This is a genomic window from Solwaraspora sp. WMMD937, assembly GCF_029581175.1.
Taxonomy (GTDB): Bacteria; Actinomycetota; Actinomycetes; order Mycobacteriales; family Micromonosporaceae; genus Micromonospora_E.
In genome coordinates this window covers 6,300,108-6,318,766 of record NZ_CP120738.1, presented here as the reverse complement: position 1 = coordinate 6,318,766, position 18,659 = coordinate 6,300,108, and the positions used below count along the sequence as shown (strand labels likewise).

Here is an 18,659-nt window from a genome sequence, read left to right as displayed (position 1 = left end):
CAGAGATTGTCTAGATGGGACCGAGAAGTGTGGCACAGGGGGGATCCGTGGTGATGGAGGCATCGATGCGGTCGGCGCAGGTGTGGTTTCTGACCGGCAGCCAGGGGCTGTACGGTCCGGAGACGTTGCAGCAGGTGGCTGAGCAGTCCCAGGAGATCGCCCGGCGGTTGGACGACGCCGACGGGCTGCCGGTCAAGATCGTCTGGCGGCCGGTGCTGACCAGCCCGGAGGAGATCCTGCGGGTCTGCCTCGCCGCCAACGCCGAACCCGGCGTGGTCGGGGTGGTCGCCTGGATGCACACGTTCTCCCCGGCGAAGATGTGGATCTCCGGTCTGGACGCGCTGCGCAAGCCGCTGCTGCACCTGCACACCCAGGCGAACGTGACGCTGCCGTGGGCCGAGATCGACATGGACTTCATGAACCTGAACCAGGCCGCGCACGGCGACCGCGAGTTCGGCTACGTGCAGACCCGGCTCGGGGTGGCCCGCAAGACCGTCGCCGGCCACGTCAGCGACCCCCGGGTCGTCGGTCGGATCGCCGGCTGGGCGAGGGCCGCGATCGGCCACACCGAGCTGCGGTCACTGAAGCTGGCCCGGTTCGGCGACAACATGCGCAACGTCGCGGTCACCGAAGGCGACAAGGTGGAGGCGCAGGTCCGGTTCGGCGTCTCGGTCAACACGTACGGTGTGAACGAGCTGGTCGAGGCGGTCGACGCGGTACCGGACCCCGACGTCAAGGTCCTCGTCGACGAGTACGAGCAGCGGTACCGGGTGGACCCGGCGCTGCGGGCCGGTGGCGACCGGCACGACTCGCTGCGCTACGCCGCCCGCATCGAGCTGGGTCTGCGCGGCTTCCTGACCGAGGGCGGCTTCCGGGCCTTCACCACCAACTTCGAGGACCTGGGCGGGCTGCGGCAGCTGCCCGGTCTTGCGGTGCAGCGGCTGATGGCCGACGGCTACGGCTTCGGTGGTGAGGGCGACTGGAAGACCGCCGTACTGGTGCGCACCCTCAAGACCATGTCCGTCGGCACCTCCGGTGGTACGTCGTTCATGGAGGACTACACCTACGATCTGACCCTTGGGCAGGAGCGGATCCTCGGGGCGCACATGCTGGAGGTCTGCCCGAGCATCGCCGCCGACACCCCGTCGTGTGAGATCCATCCGCTGAGCATCGGCGGCCGGGAGGACCCGGTGCGGTTGGTCTTCGATGCCGCACCCGGCCGGGCCGTCGTGCTCGGCATGGTCGACCTGGGCGAACGGTTCCGTCTGGTGGCCAACGAGATAGAGGTCGTGCCGCCGGCACAGCCGTTGCCGAAGCTGCCGGTGGCCCGGGCGGTGTGGCGCCCCGAGCCGGACCTGCCGACGTCGGCGGAGGCATGGCTGACCGCCGGCGGCCCGCACCACACCGTCCTCTCCCAGGCCGTCGGGGTGGACGAGTTGCACGACCTGGCCGAGATGACCGGCACCGAACTGGCGGTCATCGACGCCGACACCACGGTCCGGCGGTTCGCCGCCGAGCTGCGCTGGAGCCAGGCGTACCACCGGCTGGCCCGCGGCTTCTGACGCTGCCGGTCCCGCTGCCCGGGTGCTGGCGCCCCGGGCAGCGGGACCGGCAGCTCCACGGTCCGGGCCGTCGAGGGACCGTCATCGCCGTCAAATCGGCTCCAGGACAACCAGGTGGGTTCCCTCGCCGCCGGGCAAGGCTCAGCGGGCGGCCGGACGGCTCAGCGGCGGGCGCGGACACCGCGGCCGGCCCACCAGACGACGGCACCGACGGCGAAGACCGCCAGCCCGGCGAGCACCGCCGTGCCGGGCAGGGTGGCGGCCAGCAGCAGACAACCGGAGATCCCGACGACCGGCACCGGCTTCGGTAGCGCGCCCTCGTCACGGCGCAGGGTCAGCGCGGCGGCGTTGGCCACCGCGTAGTAGATCAGTACGCCGAACGACGAGAAGCCGATCGCCTCCCGCAGGTCGGCGACGCAGACCAGGGCGACCACCGCGACCCCGACCGCGATCTCCGCCCGGTGCGGCACCTGCCGACGTGGGTGTACGGCGTCCAGCCCGGCCGGCAGGTGCCGGCCCCGGGACATCGCGAACACTGTCCGGGACACCCCGAGGATCAACGCCAGCAGCGCGCCGAGCGCCGCCGTCGCCGCGCCGATCCGTACCACCGGGGTCAACCAGCCGGCGCCGGCCTGCGACACGGCGGCGGCCAGTGGCGCCGGTGCGCCGGCAAGTCCGGCCGGGCCCAGGGCCCGCAACGCGGCGATCGCGACCAGCGCGTACACCGTCAGGGCGATGCCCAGCGCGATCGGGATCGCCTGCGGGATGGTGCGCCGTGGGTCGCGGACCTCCTCGCCGAGGGTGGCGATCCGGGCGTAGCCGGCGAAGGCGAAGAAGAGCAGCCCGGCGCCCTGCAGCACCCCCCAACCGTCGACGGGTGCGCCGCCCGCCGCGCCGACGACCGGCCCGGTGCCGCCGAGCAGGCCGGCCACGACCACCGCCGCCAGCACCACCAGTACGACACCGATGATGATCCGGGTGGCCAGCGCCGACCGGTGTACGCCGAACAGGTTCAGCGCGGTGAGCGCGACCACCGCCGCGACGGCGACCGGCCGGGCGTACCCCGGTGCCAGGTAGCTGCCGACAGTGAGTGCCATCGCCGCGCACGAGGCGGTCTTGCCGACCACGAACCCCCAGCCGGCGAGGTGGCCCCAGAGGTCGCCGAGGCGTTGTCGGCCGTACACGTAGGTGCCGCCGGACTCCGGGTAACGGGCGGCCAGCCGCGCTGACGACATCGCGTTGCAGTAGGCCACCACGGCGGCGACGCCGAGCGCGGCGAGCAGCCAGCCGCCGGCGGCCGCCGCCGCCGGGGCGAACGCGGCGAACACCCCGGCGCCGATCATCGCGCCGAGACCGACGACCACCGCGTCGCCGGTGCCCAGCCGGCGGGCCAGGCCGCCGGGCGACGGGTCGGTCGGGCTCACCGCACGGTAGTCGGACGCCGGTCGACCGGGTCGGCATCGCCTCCGATGGCGTCGGCCCGGTCACCGTCACCGGCCGGCCGCCGCCGGTGGTGTGCCTCGCGCCGGGCCAGCCAGCCGAAACCGACCAGGGTCATCGCCGCGAAGATCCACCACTGGGCCACATAGCCGCCGTTCTGCCAGCTGTTCTCGTGCCGGATCGGTACGGCGACGAAGACCGGGTCGGCCGGCGGATCCTGCTCCTGCAGCAGCACGTAGCCGCCGTAGATCGGATAGGGCAACTCGGCGGCGAGCACCGGGGTGGCGATCCGCCGGGTCTGCAGCGTGCCATCCTGGCGGGTCACCGAGCCGGACATCGGCTCCGGCTGGCGCAGCAGCCCGGTCACCCTCACCTCGCCGGTCGGCGCCGGCGGCACCGGCGGCGCGACGGCGAGCCCGCTGTCGTCCGGCGGGATCCAGCCCCGGTCGACCAGCACCGCGGAACCGTCCGCCAGCACCAGCGGGGTGAGCACCTCGTAGCCGACCCGGCTGTTCACCGTACGGCTGCGGACCAGCACGTCGTTGTCGCTGTCGTAGTGTCCGACGGCGGTCACCCTGGTCCAGGTCGCCGACTCCGGCGGAGCGTCGCCGGCCTGGCCGGGTGCCGGGCCCGGGTGGCCGGCGGCCCGGGTCAGCTCGGCCGGGGTCTGCTGCCCGGCGGCGTCTATCCGGTCGTTGACCGCGCTGCGCTGGTGGTAGCGGTCGAGCTGCCAGTTTCCCAGCTGCACCATCACCGCGGCGGCGGCCAGCGCCACCACGAGGTAGCCCAGCCACCGGGGCGTCAGCAGGAACCGGTACACATGGCGGAGACTACCGGGTATCGTCTTGCGGCTGTTCCACCGATGCCGCCGGTGGCGGTCCGGCCGACCCCACCGGACGTCCGTCGGGCCCGGGACCGTCCGCCACCCGTACGTACAGAGGAGTCGTAGATGCCGTCCCTGCCCCGCCTGGTGGTGAGCGCCCCCGCATCCGGCCACGGCAAGTCGTCGGTGGCGATCGGCCTGCTGGCCGCGCTGCGGCACCGAGGGCTGAACACCGCCGGGCTGAAGGTCGGGCCGGACCACACCGACGCCGCGTACCTGGGTGCCGCCGCCGGGCGTCCGGGCCGCAACCTGGACCCGATGCTGGTCGGCTCCGGGCGGATCGGTCCGTTGCTGGCGCACGGTGCGGCCGGCGCCGACATCGCCGTGGTCGCCGGGGCGATGGGGCTGTTCGACGGTCTCGGCAGCCGACCGGACAGTCCGTCCACGGCCACTGTCGCCACCGCCGTGCGTGCCCCGGTGCTGCTGGTGGTGGACGCGGCGACGATGGGTCAGTCGGTGGGCGCGCTGGTGCACGGCTTCCGGGCGTACGACGAACTGCTCTGGCTCGGCGGGGTGATCCTCAACCGGGTCAGCTCGGCGCGGCACGAACAGGTGCTCCGTACCGCGTTGGACGAGATCGGCGTGCCGGTGCTCGGCGCGCTGCACCGGGGTGAACTGCCGGCGGGGATCCCGCGCCCGGCCGGGGTGGTGCCGGTCGCGCATCACAACATCGACACGGTACGGCTGATCCGTCGGCTCGGTGAGGCGGTGGACGCGGCCGTCGACCTGGACCTGGTGCTGGCGATGGCCCGGTCGGCGCCGCCGCTGCCGGTGCCGGAGTGGACCGCCGGCGACGCGTTGGCCGCCGAGGCCGAGGCGGCCGGGGTGCCGCCGGCGCCGCCGCCGGCCCGGCGTCCGGTGATCGCGGTCGCCGGCACCGCTGAGCTGATCTACGGCTACGCGGAGACCGTCGAACTGCTCACCGCCGCCGGTGCCGCGGTGGTGCCGGTGGACCCGCTGCGGGACGAGTCGTTGCCGGAGGCGACGGCGGCGCTGGTGCTGCCCGGCGGGCTGCCGGAGACCTACCTGCCGGAGTTGTCGGGGAACCGGGCGTTGACCCTCGCGGTGGCCGACCTGGCCCGGTCCGGCCGGCCGGTACTGGCCGAGGGGACCGGGCTGCTCTGGCTGGTCCGGGAGTGTGACGGGCGGCCGATGGGTGAGGTGTTCGACGCGGCGGCGTCGACCACCGACCGGATGATCGTCGGCTACCGGGAGGCGACGTCGCGGGCGGCCACTCCGGTCGCGCCGCTCGGTGGTCGACTGATCGGTTACAAGCAGCACCAGGCGGTGGTTTCCCCGCGTGCCGGCCACACCCCCGCGTGGACGTGGGGCAACGGGGTGCCGGAGGGTTTCGTCTGGCGTCGGGTGCACGCCTCCCAGTTGACGCTGCACTGGGCGGGGGCACCGGAGATCGCCCGGCGGCTGGTGGTCGCCGCCGCCGACGGCCGGCCGGGGGCGGGCGACGGCCGGGTCGGCCCGCCGCCCGGTGAGCCCGGCCCGCCGGTGCCGCCGGGGCCGGCCGCACCGCACCCGGCCGCACCGCACCCGGCCGGGCCGCGGCCGCCGTCGGTCGGCGACGACGAGGACACCGAGCCGGTGCTGGTGGCCTCAGCCGACGATCTCGGCTGACGGCGGGGTGAACTGGCGTGGCGGCTTGCCCTTGAGGGCGTTCTTCAACGTTCCGGCGGCCGAGTCCACCGGCTTCTGCGACTGCCAGTCGCCGACCGCGTTGAACGGGTTGTCCGGGTCGGCGATGAAGCTGGCCACGGCGAGTTCCGGGGTGTAGCCGGTGAACCAGGCGGACCGGGTGCTGTCGGTGGTACCGGTCTTGCCGGCAACCGGCCGCCCGACCGCCTTGGCGACCCCTTCGGCGGTGGCCCAGCCGCCACAGCCGCCAGCGGCCGGGCGGTCACCGACCGGGCAGCGGGCGGCGTCGGTGGCGGCTCGGGCCACGTCCGGCGAGAAGGCCGCCCGGCAGCGCGGGGTGGCCACCTCGACGTCGACCCCGGTCAACGCCCGGTAGGTGACCGGGGTGCCGTCCGGGTTCTCCACCGCCAACACCGGGGAGTCCTCGCAGTGGCTGCCGTCGGCGGCGATGGTGGCGTACGCGTTCGCCATTTCCAGCGGGGTCACGTCGGAGACGCCGAGGGTGAACGCACCCCACTTGCTGGCGTACTCGGGTGAGGCGTTGCGCCGGTCGACGTCGGTACGCCAACGCAGCCCGAGCCGCTCGGCCATCTGCACCGCCTTCTCCGCGCCGACCTGCTGCAGCAGCCAGACGAAGTAGGTGTTGACCGACTTACCGAACCCGGACCACATGTAGTGGAAGCCGGCCATCGACCCGTCGGCGTTGCTCGGGCACCACCGTCCGCCGCAACTGCTGCTGCCCTGGCCGCCGTCGTAGATGGAGTTGATCCGGTGCGGCGCGTTGAATCCGGAACGCAACGGCATTCCGGCGTCCAGCGCGGCCAGCATGGTGAACATCTTGAAGGTCGAGCCGGCCTGGTACCCGGGCAGGTCGCCGCCGCCGAGCAGCGGTGTCACCGTGTTCGGGTAGTTGCCTTTGACCTTCTCCCGCAGGTTGGGGTTGGAGTGCTGGCCGTTGCCGGTCTGGTCGAGCGAGTAGACCCGGTTCACCGCCATCGCCTTGACCTGTCCGGTGCCGGGTTCGACCGCCACCAGGCCGTGCGCGAACGGGCTGCCGATCGACTCCCGGGAAGTGACCTGTTCCTGGGCGACCTTCTGGATGCCGGGGTCGAGGCTGGTGACGATCCGGTACCCGCCGGTACGCAGGTTGGCCAGCCGCTCGGACGGGCTGTCGCCGAACGCCTTCTGGCTCATCCACCAGGACTTTAGGTAGTCGCAGAAGAAGCCCCAGTCGTTGTGCTCCTGCGGCACCGACACGCACTCGTTCGGCGGGGTGCTCAGGTTGAGTCGGATCGGTTCGGCCTTGGCCTGCTCGGCCGCGACCGGGGAGAGGTAGCCCAGGTCGGCCATCCGGTCGATGACGTAGTTGCGCCGCTCGGTGGCCGCGGCCTGGTCCGATGTCGCCGGATCGTACTCCGACGGTGCCTTGACCAGTCCGGCGATCAGCGCGGCCTCGCTGGCGGTCAGCGCCTTCGGGTGCTTGGAGAAGAAGATCTCCGCGGCGGCGTAGATGCCGTACGCCCGGTGACCGAAGTAGGCGGCGTTGAGGTACCGCTCCAGGATCTCCGGTTTGGACATCTGCTTCTCGAGCTCCATGGCGATCCGGATCTCCCGGATCTTGCGGCCGGGGGTCTGTGCCGTGGCCGCCTGCAGCTCCAGCGGGTTCTGGGCGGTCTGCTGCAGGGCGAGCCGGACGTACTGCATGGTCAGGGTGGAGCCGCCCTGGGACACCCCGCCGGCTTGCTGGTTGGCGACGAAGGCCCGCGCGACGCCCTTCGGGTCGACGCCGGAGTGCTGGTAGAACCGGTTGTCCTCGGAGGCGACGATGGCCTGCTGGATGAACGGCGACATCTCGGTCAGCGGTACGTACTTGCGGTGCTCCTCGTAGAACATCGTCACCAGGGTCTTGCCGTCGGCGGCGTAGACGTATGACGTCTGGGCGGGCTGGGCGTCGCGCAGCTCGCTGGGAATCTGGTCGATCGCCCTGGTGCTTGCGATGACGCCGAGACCGGCGACGGCGGCCATCGGGTACGCGGCGGCGGCGACCACGACACCGGCGATCAGACCGGCCCGGAGCAGTTGGACGAGGCGGCCACTGCGAGCGGGGTGGCGGGTGCGTTTCCTCACGGCCCAAAGCTAAGCTGGACAGCCACAAAAAGTGACCAAAAGGATTAAAACCATAAGACGAATCGTGTCACAAGCGTCACCCTTCGTCGATTCCATCCCGCTCGCCCGGCATGATCGCCACCATGCAGGAGTACGATCTCGGGCACCACGGCGACGTCGAGGCCACCCCCGGCCTGATCGACCTGGCGGTCAACGTCCGCGTCGGCGAACCGCCACGCTGGCTGACCGAACCGGTCTCTGCCAGCCTGCGCGATCTCGCCCGCTACCCCGACCAGCGGGCCGCCGTCACGGCCGTCGCCGACCGGCACCGCCGGCCCGCCTGCGAGGTGCTGCTCACCGCCGGCGCCGCCCAGGGCTTCGTCCTGATCGCCCAGGCGCTGCGCGACGCCCGCCGCCCGGTAGTGGTGCACCCGCAGTTCACCGAGCCGGAAGCCGCCCTGCGTAACGCCGGGCACCGGGTCGACCGGGTGTTGTTGTCCGCCGACACCGGGTTCACCCTCGACCCCGGCCTCGTCCCGGCCGACGCGGACCTGGTGCTCATCGGCAACCCGACCAACCCGACGTCGGTGCTGCACCCCGCCGAGACGGTCGCCGCGCTCACCCGACCGGGCCGGGTCGTCGTCGTCGACGAGGCGTTCGCCGACACCACCTGCGCCGCCGGCGTACCTGGTGAACCGCAGTCGCTGGCCGACCGGCGCGACCTGCCCGGACTCGTCGTGGTGCGCAGCCTGACCAAGACCTGGGGACTGGCCGGGTTGCGGATCGGCTACCTACTCGGCCCGGAGCCGCTGCTGCGCCGGCTCGCCACCGCGGCGCCGCTGTGGCCGGTCGCCACTCCGGCGCTGGTCGCCGCCGAGGTGTGCGCCAGCCGCCGGGCGGTGGGCGCCGAACGCCGGTTCGCCGCCGCGCTCGCCACCGAGCGCGCCCACCTGGTCCGACGGCTCGCCGAACTGCCCGGGGTCACCGTGGCCGGCACCCCGGCCAGCGCGTTCGTCCTGATCCACGTCGCCGGTGCGCAGCGGGTGCGGCACCGGCTGCGTGAGCGGGGCTACGCGGTACGCCGCGGCGACACCTTCCCCGGGCTGGGTGTCGACTGGCTGCGGATCGCCGTACGGGACACTGCCACCACCGACGCCTTCGTCTCCGTGTTGTCGACCACCCTGGAGGACTGATGCCCGACGGCTCTGGAGGTCCTGCGCCCGACGGCCCGACCGGCTCACTGGTCGAGGCGACCCTGGCGCGGATCCGGCCACCTGACGGTGACGCGATGACTCAGGCCCGCGCACTGCACGCCCGGCTGACCAAACCGGCCGGCTCACTCGGCGCGCTGGAGGAGCTCTCGGTACGGCTCGCCGGCCTCGCCGCGGCCTGCCCACCACCGCTGCCCGAGCCCGGCGCGGTGGCCGTCTTCGCCGCCGACCACGGGGTGCACCGGCAGCGGGTCACCCCCTGGCCGCAGGAGGTCACCGCGCAGATGGTGGCCAACTTCCTGGCCGGCGGCGCGGTGGTGAACGCCTTCGCCCGCCAGATGGGGGCCAGCGTCACCGTGGTAGACGTGGGTGTGGCCGCGCCGCTGGAGCCCGCCGACGGGCTCGTGTCGGCCCGGGTACGCCCCGGCACCGCCGACCTGTCCAGCGGGCCGGCGATGACCGTCGACGAGGCCCGTACCGCCGTCGAGGTGGGCATCCGGGTCGCCGGCGACCTGCACGACGGTGGCGCCGCCAGCCTGCTCACCGGGGACATGGGGATCGCCAACACCACCGCGGCGGCGGCCCTGATCGCCGGCTTCACCGGTGCGACGGCGGCTGACGTCACCGGCCGGGGCACCGGGGTCGACGAGCCGACGTACCAGCGGAAAGTGTCCGTGGTGGAGGCGGCGCTGCGTCGGCACCGGCCGGACCCGGCCGACCCGGTCGGTGTGCTGGCCGCGCTCGGCGGGCTGGAACACGCGGCGCTCTGCGGCTTCCTGCTCGGCGCCGCCGCCCGGCGGATCCCGGTGATCCTGGACGGGGTCAGCGCGGTGGCCGCCGCGCTGGCAGCGGCGGCCCTGGCCCCGCACTGCACCGCCGCGATGGTCGCCGGGCACCGCTCGGTGGAGCCGGGGGCTACCGTTGGGCTGCGCCAGCTCGGCCTGCATCCACTGGTCGACCTGGAGCTGCGCCTGGGAGAGGGCACCGGCGCCCTGCTCGCCTGGCCGATGGTGGCCAGTGCGGTCCGGGTCCTGCACGAGGTGGCCACCTTCGACGCGGCGGGAGTTTCCGAGAAGTGAACCTCTACCCACTGGGGCTGCGGCTGGACGGCCGGCGGGTGCTGGTGGTCGGCGGCGGCACGGTCGCCACCCGGCGGGTGCCGGCGTTGCTGGACGCCGGAGCCGACGTGCTCGTCGTGTCACCCGAGCTGACCCCGGCATTGCACGGCCTGGTCACCGCCGGTCGGCTGGGCTGGCGGCAGCGGCGGTTCCAGCCCGGTGACCTCGACGGGGCCTGGCTGGTCCAGGTCGCGGTCGACGACCCGGCGGCGGCGGCCGAAGTCAGCGCCGCCGCCGAGCCCCGGCGGGTGTTCTGCGTACGGGCCGACGACCGGACCGAGGCGACCGCCTGGACCCCGGCGGTGACCCGGCACGGCCCGGTGACCGTGGCGGTGCTCGGCGGCGGGGACCCGCAGCGGGCGGTCCGGGTCCGGGACGCGATCGACCAGCGGCTGTCCGACGGCACCATCCCGGTCGCCGGCACCGCCGGGGAGGCCCCGGCCACCGCCGGCCCCGGCCCGACCGGCCGGGTGGTCCTGGTCGGCGCCGGCCCCGGCGACCCGGAACTGATCACCGTGAAGGGCCGCCGCGCGCTCGCCGAAGCCGACGTGGTGGTCGCCGACCGGCTGGTGCCCGGGCTGCTGCTGGACGAGCTGCCCGCCAGGGTCGAGCTGGTCGACGCCGCGAAGATCCCGTACGGCCCGGCTGCCGCCCAGGAGGAGATCAACCGGATCCTGGTGGCCCGGGCCCGGGCCGGGTCCGTCGTGGTCCGGCTCAAGGGCGGTGACCCGTACGTCTTCGGCCGGGGCGGCGAGGAGCTGCTGGCCTGCGTCGAGGCGGGCGTACCGGTGTCGGTGGTGCCCGGCGTGAGCAGTTCGGTCGCGGCACCCGCTGCCGCCGGTATCCCGGTCACCCACCGGGGGGTGGCCCACGAGTTCACCGTGGTCTCCGGCCACCTGCCGCCGGGGCACCGGCTGTCGCTCGTCGACTGGCCGGCGCTCGCCCGGCTGCGCGGCACCCTGGTGGTGCTGATGGGGCTGAAGAACCTGCCGGCGATCGCCGAGACGCTGCTCGCCAACGGCCGTGACGCGGACACCCCGGCGGCGGTGGTGCAGGAGGCGACCACCGGTGCCCAGCGGGCGCTGACGTCGACCCTGGGTGCCGTGGCCGGCGAGGCCGCCGCCGCCGGACTGCGGCCGCCGGCCGTGGTTGTCTTCGGCGACGTGGTCGGCACGCTGGACGTGCCGGCCGATCGAGCCGACCGGCCGGCCGGCCGAGCCGCCCGGACCGAGGACTGACTGGTCCGGCGCGCCGGGGGAGCGGCGCGCCGGACCAGCCCCGGTTTCAGAGCTTGAGCATGTCGTCCAGCAGCAGCGCGCACCGGATCAGCCCCAGATGACTGTACGCCTGGGGATGGTTGCCCAGCCCGCGTTCGGCGAGCGGATCGTACTGCTCGGGCAGCAGACCGGTCGGGCCGGCGGTGTCGATCATCTGCTCGAACAGCTCCTCGGCGTCACCGCGCCGCCCGGTGCGCAGGTATGCCTCGATCAGCCAGGCGGTGCAGATGTGGAACCCGCCCTCCCGGCCTGGCAACCCGTCGTCCCATCGGTAGCGGTACACCACCGGGCCGCTGCGCAGGTCCGCCTCCACTTTGAGCACCGTGGCGAGGAACCGCGGGTCGTCGTCGGGCAGCAGCCCGGACAGCCCGATCCACAGCGAGGAGGCGTCCATCTCCTCGTCGCCGTAGGCGACCGTGTACGCGCCGGCCTTGGCGTGCCAGCCGTGTTCCAGCACGTTGCGGCCGATCCGGTCGCGCAGCTCGACCCAGTCCGGCCGTTCGCCGCCGCCGTGCCGGCCCGCCATCCGCAGCGCCCGGTCCACCGTCATCCAGCACATGACCTTGGAGAAGACATGGTGCCGGGGAGCGAGCCGGGCCTCCCACAGGCCGTGGTCCGGCTCGTGCCAGCGGCGTTCGACCGCCTGCACCATCGCCTCCAGCACCCGCCACTCGTCGTCGTGCACCGAACCACGGGCATCGGCGACCACCGCGAGCAGGTCGGCGATCGGCCCGAACACGTCGAGCTGCAGCTGGTGGTTGGCCAGGTTGCCGACCCGCACCGGGCGGGAGCCGGCGTAGCCGGGGAGGGTGTCGATGACCGCCTCCGCGCCCAGCTCCAGTCCCTCCACCGTGTAGAGCGGGTGCAACCGCTCCGGGTGGCCGCCGGTGCGCTCGACGCAGCCGTCCACCCAGCGCAGGAACGCCTCGGCCTCGGCCAGCGAGCCGAGGTCGACCAACGCCCGGGCGCTCATCGCCGCGTCCCGCAGCCAGCAGTACCGGTAGTCCCAGTTGCGTACCCCGCCGAGCTCCTCGGGCAGTGAGGTGGTTGCGGCGGCGAGGATCGAGCCGGTCGCCTCGTGGCACAGCCCCCGCAGGGTGAGCGCGCTGCGGGCGACCAGCTCCCGGCCGGTGTTCGGCAGCTTCAGCTGCCGGACCCACTCCCGCCACGGCTGTTCCGCGGTGGACTGGCGCTGCTGCACGGTGACGGTGTGGTGTTCCAGGCTGTGCGAGCCGAACCGCAGCTCCATGGTGAGCATGCCGTCGAGCGCTGCCAGGTCGACCAGGGCACGGGCGGTTTCCCGGCCGCCGTCGTCGACGACCTTCCACTCCACCCCGGGGGAGTAGAGCGCCACCGGCTCGTTGGACCCGAGCACCAGCAGCCCGTCACCGAGCGGCTGCAACTGCACGGCCACCTGGCCGAACTCTGGGCGCGGCGCGAACTCCAGCTGTGCCTGCCCGGTGCCGGTGAGCACCCGGACCAGGGTGGAGTCGGCGCCCGGTAGCACCGTGTCGCCGGCGGAGGACTCGGCCGGCGGATGGTCCAGCCAGTCGGTGACGGTCAGCCCCGACCAGCGGGTCTCCACGGTCATCGTGCCGGGCCGGTAGCGCTGGCCCAGCGGGAACCCGCCGCGGGCCGGTGCGACGGCGAAGTGCCCGGCCGGTGCGCCGCCGAGCAGATCGGCGAAGATCGCCGACGAGTCCGGCTTGGGATGGCAGAGCCAGGTCACCTTGGCGTCCGGGGTGAGCAGCGCGATGGTCCGGCCGTTGGCCAGCATCGAGTGGCGCTCGATCGGCACCGCGTGCTCGCCGTAGAGCCAGTTGCGCCGGGTCTCCAGCAGGACGCCGAGCACCCGCGCGGCGTCGATCGGTTCGGCGACCCGGAACGCTGCCCGGGTGTCGCCGTCGCCGATCTTGATACCGACGTCCGGGCCGTGCAGGTTGGCGAAGGCGCTCTCGTCGGTGATCGAGTCACCGATGAACAGCACGCCGCTGGCCGATGTCTGGGTGCGGATCTGGTCCAGGGCGGTGCCCTTGTCGGTGGCGACCACCGACAGTTCGACGACTTCCTTGCCCTGGGTGACGGTGACGTCGGGCCAGGCGGCCGGTCCAGTGTTGACCCCCGCGACGACCGCTTCGGCGACCGCCGGATCGGCGCCCCGGGTGTGCACCGCGACGCTGGCCGGCTTGACCTCCAGCCGTACCCCGGGCTGGTCTTTGATCAGCTGCCGTAGCTCCCGCTTGAGCTGGGAGTGCACCTGCAGTTGCTCGGGGGCCAGCCGTTCGACGAAGCCGATGTCGAACTCGGACCCGTGGCTGCCGACCAGATGGACCTCGCTGGGCAGTCGGGAGAGCGCGGCGAGGTCGCGCAGCGCCCGGCTGGAGACCACCGCGACGGTGGTCTGTGGAAGCGCGGCCAGCGCCCGCACCGCCGCGACCGACTCCGGTAGCGGCACGGCTCTGGTCGGGTCCTCGACGATCGGTGCGAGGGTGCCGTCGTAGTCGCAGGCCACCAGCAGTATCGGCATCCGGGCGATCCGCCCGATCGCCGCGCGCAGCTCGGGATCGATCTGATCCGCGGCCGCGCGTACGTCCCCGTCAAGGACGGACGTTCTCATTCATTCCTCCGTCTCGGGCACACCGAGTTCTGTGAGGAAGGAGCGGGCCCAGTGGCCGACGTCATGGGTCCGCAGATGGCGCTGCATGATCCGCATCCGCCGCCGGGCCTCGGAACTGTCGACGTGCACCGCCCGCAACAGGGCATCCTTGACGCCGTCCGGGTCGTGCGGGTTGCACAGGAACGCTTGACGCAGCTCCGTTGCCGCGCCGGCGAACTCACTGAGCACGAGGGCGCCGCCGGTGTCGGCGCGGGCCGCGACGTACTCCTTGGCCACCAGGTTCATTCCGTCTCGCAGTGGTGTCACCATCATCACATCGGCCGCGCGGTAGAGCGCGGCGAGTTCACTGCGACTGTACGACTGGTGCAGGTAGTGCACGGCGGGCACACCCACCCGGCCGAATTCACCATTAATCCGGCCAACTTCGCGCTCAACCTTGACCCGAAGTGCCTGGTAGTGCTCGACCCGCTCGCGGCTGGGGGTGGCAACTTGCACCATAACCGCGTCCGGAACTGTCAGCTTTCCGTCAGCAAGAAGTTCCCGGAACGCTTTCAGCCTGAGTTCGATCCCCTTCGTATAGTCGAGCCGGTCCACCCCGAGAATCACCGTCTTCGGATCCCCCAGCTCGGCGCGGATCTGCTTGGCCCGCGCCTCCACCGTCGCGTCGTGGGCCATCCGTTCCATCTCCGGAACGTCGATCGAGATCGGGAAGGCGCCCGCCTTGACCTTACGGCCGTCGACCTGGATCATCTGGCCCTCGTACCGCAGCCCGAGCAGGTGGCGGGCCAGCCGGACGAAGTTCTGCGCGGCCAGCCGCTGTTGGAAGCCGACCAGGTCGGCACCGAGCAGCCCGCGCAGGATCTCGGCGCGCTGCGGCATCTGCATGAACAGCTCGATCGGCGGGAACGGGATGTGCAGGAAGAAGCCGATCCGCAGGTCCGGGCGGATCTCCCGGAGCATGGCCGGCACCAGCTGCAGCTGGTAGTCCTGCACCCACACCGTCGCACCCTCGTCGGCGACCTCCGCTGCAGCCTCGGCGAACCGGGCGTTGACCACCCGGTACGCCTCCCGCCAGCGGCGCTTGAACGCCGGCGTCTCGACCGCGTCGTGGTACAGCGGCCAGATGGTGGCGTTGGACTGCCCTTCGTAGTACCGTTCCAGCTCTTCGGCGCTCAGCGGGACGGGGTGCAACCGGATGCCTTCGAGGTCGAAGGGTTCCGGTGCCGCACCGGCGCCACCCGCCCAGCCGACCCAGGTGCCCTGGTGCGCGGCGAGCACCGGGTGCAGGGCGGTCACCAGACCGCCGGGGCTGCGCCGCCACTGGCGACCTTCCGGCGTGGTCACCTCGTCCACCGGCAGGCGGTTGGCGACCACTACGAACGAGCTCCGAACCGTCACGTTCCGTACACCTCCGGTGATTACGGGACCGCCATGAGCGTACTGTGCGGGCCAGACGGGCGGACCCCCGTCCCCCTCTTGGTGCCCAGCTGATCAGGACATCGAAACCCGGCCGGGCGCAATGAGGCAGGTAACACTGGCGCGAAGATCCCGGTCGTTCGGTGGGGTGAGGTGCGGCCGGGGCGTCGGACCTGTCAGGATTGACAACGGCGTACGCACCGATCGGGATCGTCGTATTGCGCACGACCGCGTACCGCGTACCACCCGCAGCCGCTCCGGTCGGTGCCGGCGGCCGGTACGCGGGGTCGTGACCTGCCCGTACTGACGGGTCCCACGAGAGTTCTGGAGGTAGGCCGCACCGTGGCCCAGTTCATCTACGTCCTGGAAAAGGCGCGCAAGGCGCACGGCGACAAGGTCGTGCTGGACAACGTGACGCTCAACTTCCTGCCGGGTGCCAAGATCGGTGTGGTCGGCCCGAACGGCGCCGGCAAGTCCAGCCTGCTGAAGATCATGGCGGGCATGGACCGGCCGAGCAACGGCGATGCCCGGCTGATGCCCGGCTACACCGTCGGCATGCTCGCCCAGGAACCGCCGCTCAACGACGCGAAGACGGTGCTCGGCAACATCGAGGAGGCGGTCGCCGAGACCAAGGCGAAGCTGGAGCGGTTCAACAAGATCGCCGAGCAGATGGCCACCGACTACTCCGACGAGCTGATGACCGAGATGGGTCAGCTGCAGGAGGAGCTGGACCACGCGGACGCCTGGGACATCGACTCCAAGCTCGAACTCGCGATGGACGCGTTGCGCTGCCCGCCACCGGACGCCGAGGTGACCCAGCTCTCCGGCGGTGAACGGCGTCGCGTCGCGCTGTGCAAACTGCTGCTCGAGGCACCGGACCTGCTGCTGCTCGACGAGCCCACCAACCACCTGGACGCGGAGAGCGTGCACTGGCTGGAGCAGCACCTGGCCAAGTACGCCGGCACCGTCATGGCGATCACCCACGACCGCTACTTCCTGGACAACGTCGCCAACTGGATTCTCGAGCTGGACCGCGGCCGGACCTATCCGTACGAGGGCAACTACTCCACGTACCTGGAGAAGAAGGCCGCCCGGTTGGCGGTCGAGGGTCGTCGCGACGCAAAGCTGAAGAAGCGCCTCGGCGAGGAGCTGGAATGGGTCCGGTCCAACGCCAAGGCGCGCCAGACCAAGTCCCGGGCCCGGCTGGACCGCTACGAGGAGATGGCCAGCGAAGCGGAGAAGACCCGCAAGCTGGACTTTGAGGAGATCCAGATCCCGCCGGGGCCGCGGCTGGGTAACACCGTCATCGAGGCGGTGAGCCTGAAGAAGGGCTTCGGCGACCGGGTCCTCATCGACGACCTGAGCTTCTCGCTGCCGCGCAACGGCATCGTCGGCATCATCGGTCCGAACGGCGTCGGTAAGACCACGCTGTTCAAGACGATCGTCGGGCTGGAGCAGCCGGACAGCGGCCAGGTCCGGGTCGGCGAGACCGTGGAGCTGTCGTACGTCGACCAGAACCGCTCCGGCCTGGACAGCAGCAAGACGGTCTGGGAGGTGGTCTCCGACGGGCTGGACCACCTGATGGTCGGCAAGGTGGAGATGCCGTCCCGGGCGTACGTGGCCGCGTTCGGCTTCAAGGGACCGGATCAGCAGAAGCCGACAAAGGTGCTGTCCGGTGGTGAACGTAACCGGCTCAACCTGGCGCTCACCCTGAAGATCGGCGGCAACGTCATCCTGCTCGACGAGCCGACCAACGACCTCGACGTGGAGACGCTGTCCAGCCTGGAGAACGCGTTGCTGGAGTTCCCGGGGTGCGCCGTGGTCATCTCCCACGACCGGATGTTCCTGGACCGGGTCGCCACGCACATCCTGGCCTGGGAGGGCGACGACACCAACCCCGCGAAGTGGTTCTGGTTCGAGGGCAACTTCGAGGCGTACGAGAAAAACAAGATCGACCGGCTCGGCGCGGAAGCGGCCCGGCCGCACCGGGTGACCTACCGCAAGCTGACCCGTGACTGATGCGGCACTGGCCGGGGCCTCGCCGACGACCGGCGAGGTCCCGGCCGCCGGCGGTGGCCAGCGCTACACGTTCCACGCTGCGCTGCGCTGGTCCGACCTCGACGCGTACGGGCACGTCAACAACGCCCGGTTCCTGACGCTGTACGAGGAGGCCCGGGTGGCGTTGATGTTCTCCGGCGGGCGGGCCTGGGGAGTCGGTTCGTTCGCCGACGGGGTGCTGATCCACCGGCACGAGGTCGACTACCTGCGCCCGGTCGACTACCGGATGGGCCGGTCTACTGCCGACCAGGCACCGACCGTCCGGATCGAACTCTGGATCGAACAGGTCCGTCCGTCGCGGTTCACGGTCGCCTACGAGATGTTCGACGGCGACCTGCTGGTCAGCCGGGCCCGTTCGGTGCTGGTGCCGTTCGACCTGGAGCGGGGGCGGCCGCGTCGGCTGACCGAGGCGGAGCGGGCCTTCCTGCTGCCGTACGTCCGACCGGCCGACGCCGCCGAGGCATGATGGCCAGCCGTACACCCCGGGCTGACCCGGCGTCGGCCGGTCACCGGCTGACCGGGCTGACCGACGCCGGCGCGTTCCTGGCCCGGCTGGTCCGACTGGACCCCGACGCGCCGGTGCGGCTGCGGTCGGCCGGCCGGGACCGCACCGAGCTCTGGGCCCGCCTGCCGTGGGCGGTCCTGGTGCAGCGGACCGTGGCGGGGCCCGGCCCGGGGGACGCCACGGTGTCCGCCGCGGAGCTGCTGGCCCGGCTGACGGCGGTCTCCACCGGGTTGCCGCCGCGCCGGGACAGCGCGTGGCGGTGGCCGTTGCCGCCCGGCCCGGCGCGGGCCGTCGAGGTGGTGCCGGCGGCCGATCTGCGCCGGGTCGCGGTGGCGGCGGCCGGCACCCTGCGGGCCGCCGAGACGCAGGGCGTCGGTGGACGGGCGGTGGGCCAGCGGGCGGTACGGGACGCCCTGCTCGACCACGTGGCCGTGGTGGTGACCGACGACGGTCCGACCGGCGAGCGGATCGAGATCCGCCAAGGGCTGGTGCAGGCGGTGGCCCGGATGGGCTTCCTCGGCACGACTGTGGAGCCGGTCGGTCGGCCGGAGCCGGTCGACTGTCGGGACCGGACCGACCTGCCGGGCAGCCCCGTGGATCCACCTCAAGCGGTGGTACGGGTCAGGACAGTAGGCAATTGGGTAGCACTTGATGCGCCGTTCGGGGTTGCCTGGACACAAAGAGTTAACAATCTTGCACTCACGCCGACGATCACTCAGCCGAAAGTATGATGCTCCCTCATCCCTCTGGTTCGGGGGGTCCGTTGGGGGGGTGCCTAGGAACGGCTATCCGGGTACCGTCGGGCCTCGGATCCGACGC

12 protein-coding genes and 1 pseudogene are annotated in these 18,659 nt (G+C 72.3%); 8 read left to right on the top strand and 5 right to left on the bottom strand.

Annotation, left to right across the window (positions count from 1 at the left end):
• Nucleotides 1-65 precede the first annotated feature (65 nt).
• On the top strand, nucleotides 66-1,562 hold the full coding sequence (gene araA, locus O7621_RS27910; RefSeq protein WP_282231958.1) for an L-arabinose isomerase: 1,497 nt from the start codon (nucleotides 66-68) through the stop codon (nucleotides 1,560-1,562).
• 161 nt (nucleotides 1,563-1,723) lie between these two features.
• Here araA and O7621_RS27905 read toward each other — a convergent pair whose 3' ends face one another.
• Entirely contained in the window at nucleotides 1,724-2,986 is a 1,263-nt protein-coding gene (locus O7621_RS27905) for an APC family permease (RefSeq protein WP_282231957.1), read from the bottom strand.
• Complete coding sequence (locus tag O7621_RS27900; protein ID WP_282231956.1) at nucleotides 2,983-3,822, bottom strand: SURF1 family protein; 840 nt, start codon at nucleotides 3,820-3,822, stop codon at nucleotides 2,983-2,985. The genes O7621_RS27905 and O7621_RS27900 overlap by 4 nt, the downstream gene beginning before the upstream one ends.
• A gap of 129 nt (nucleotides 3,823-3,951) precedes the next feature.
• Here O7621_RS27900 and O7621_RS27895 point away from each other — a divergent pair, with 129 nt between their 5' ends.
• Nucleotides 3,952-5,514: a cobyrinate a,c-diamide synthase gene (locus tag O7621_RS27895; RefSeq protein WP_282231955.1), complete on the top strand. Its 1,563-nt coding sequence runs from the start codon at nucleotides 3,952-3,954 to the stop codon at nucleotides 5,512-5,514.
• Here the strand turns inward: O7621_RS27895 and O7621_RS27890 are convergent.
• A complete protein-coding gene (locus O7621_RS27890) occupies nucleotides 5,494-7,557 on the bottom strand; it encodes a transglycosylase domain-containing protein (RefSeq protein WP_282234767.1) in 2,064 nt (687 codons plus the stop codon). The two genes, O7621_RS27895 and O7621_RS27890, sit on opposite strands and share 21 nt — an antisense overlap.
• 182 nt (nucleotides 7,558-7,739) lie before the next feature.
• Between O7621_RS27890 and cobC the strand changes: the two are divergent.
• The 3 genes and pseudogenes from cobC to cobA all read left to right on the top strand — a co-directional run.
• A pseudogene (cobC, locus tag O7621_RS27885) lies at nucleotides 7,740-8,831 on the top strand (Rv2231c family pyridoxal phosphate-dependent protein CobC); the annotation flags it as partial.
• A 47-nt stretch (nucleotides 8,832-8,878) separates the two neighbouring features.
• Nucleotides 8,879-9,928 (top strand): nicotinate-nucleotide--dimethylbenzimidazole phosphoribosyltransferase, encoded by a 1,050-nt coding sequence (gene cobT / locus O7621_RS27880; RefSeq protein ID WP_282234766.1) that lies wholly within the window; start codon nucleotides 8,879-8,881, stop codon nucleotides 9,926-9,928.
• A complete protein-coding gene (gene cobA, locus O7621_RS27875; protein ID WP_282231954.1) occupies nucleotides 9,925-11,205 on the top strand; it encodes a uroporphyrinogen-III C-methyltransferase in 1,281 nt (426 codons plus the stop codon). The genes cobT and cobA overlap by 4 nt, the downstream gene beginning before the upstream one ends.
• 46 nt (nucleotides 11,206-11,251) lie before the next feature.
• Here cobA and otsB read toward each other — a convergent pair whose 3' ends face one another.
• Both otsB and O7621_RS27865 read right to left on the bottom strand, forming a co-directional pair.
• A complete protein-coding gene (gene otsB, locus O7621_RS27870) occupies nucleotides 11,252-13,861 on the bottom strand; it encodes a trehalose-phosphatase (RefSeq protein WP_282231953.1) in 2,610 nt (869 codons plus the stop codon).
• Nucleotides 13,862-15,259 (bottom strand): trehalose-6-phosphate synthase, encoded by a 1,398-nt coding sequence (locus O7621_RS27865; protein WP_123603184.1) that lies wholly within the window; start codon nucleotides 15,257-15,259, stop codon nucleotides 13,862-13,864. It lies immediately after the preceding gene.
• Between the two features lie 360 nt (nucleotides 15,260-15,619).
• On the opposite strand from O7621_RS27865, the gene ettA reads away from it, so the two are divergent.
• From ettA to O7621_RS27850, 3 genes are all read left to right on the top strand, one after another.
• Nucleotides 15,620-17,296 carry an energy-dependent translational throttle protein EttA gene (gene ettA / locus O7621_RS27860; RefSeq protein WP_282231952.1) on the top strand — a complete coding sequence of 559 codons (1,677 nt, stop codon included), beginning with the start codon at nucleotides 15,620-15,622 and terminating at the stop codon, nucleotides 17,294-17,296.
• A gap of 82 nt (nucleotides 17,297-17,378) precedes the next feature.
• Nucleotides 17,379-17,801 carry a thioesterase family protein gene (locus O7621_RS27855; protein WP_282234765.1) on the top strand — a complete coding sequence of 141 codons (423 nt, stop codon included), beginning with the start codon at nucleotides 17,379-17,381 and terminating at the stop codon, nucleotides 17,799-17,801.
• The gene (locus O7621_RS27850; RefSeq protein ID WP_282231951.1) at nucleotides 17,801-18,571 is read left to right on the top strand and encodes a hypothetical protein; all 771 of its coding nucleotides are present in this window, start codon (nucleotides 17,801-17,803) and stop codon (nucleotides 18,569-18,571) included. Before O7621_RS27855 ends, O7621_RS27850 begins: the two co-directional genes overlap by 1 nt.
• Nucleotides 18,572-18,659 lie beyond the last annotated feature (88 nt).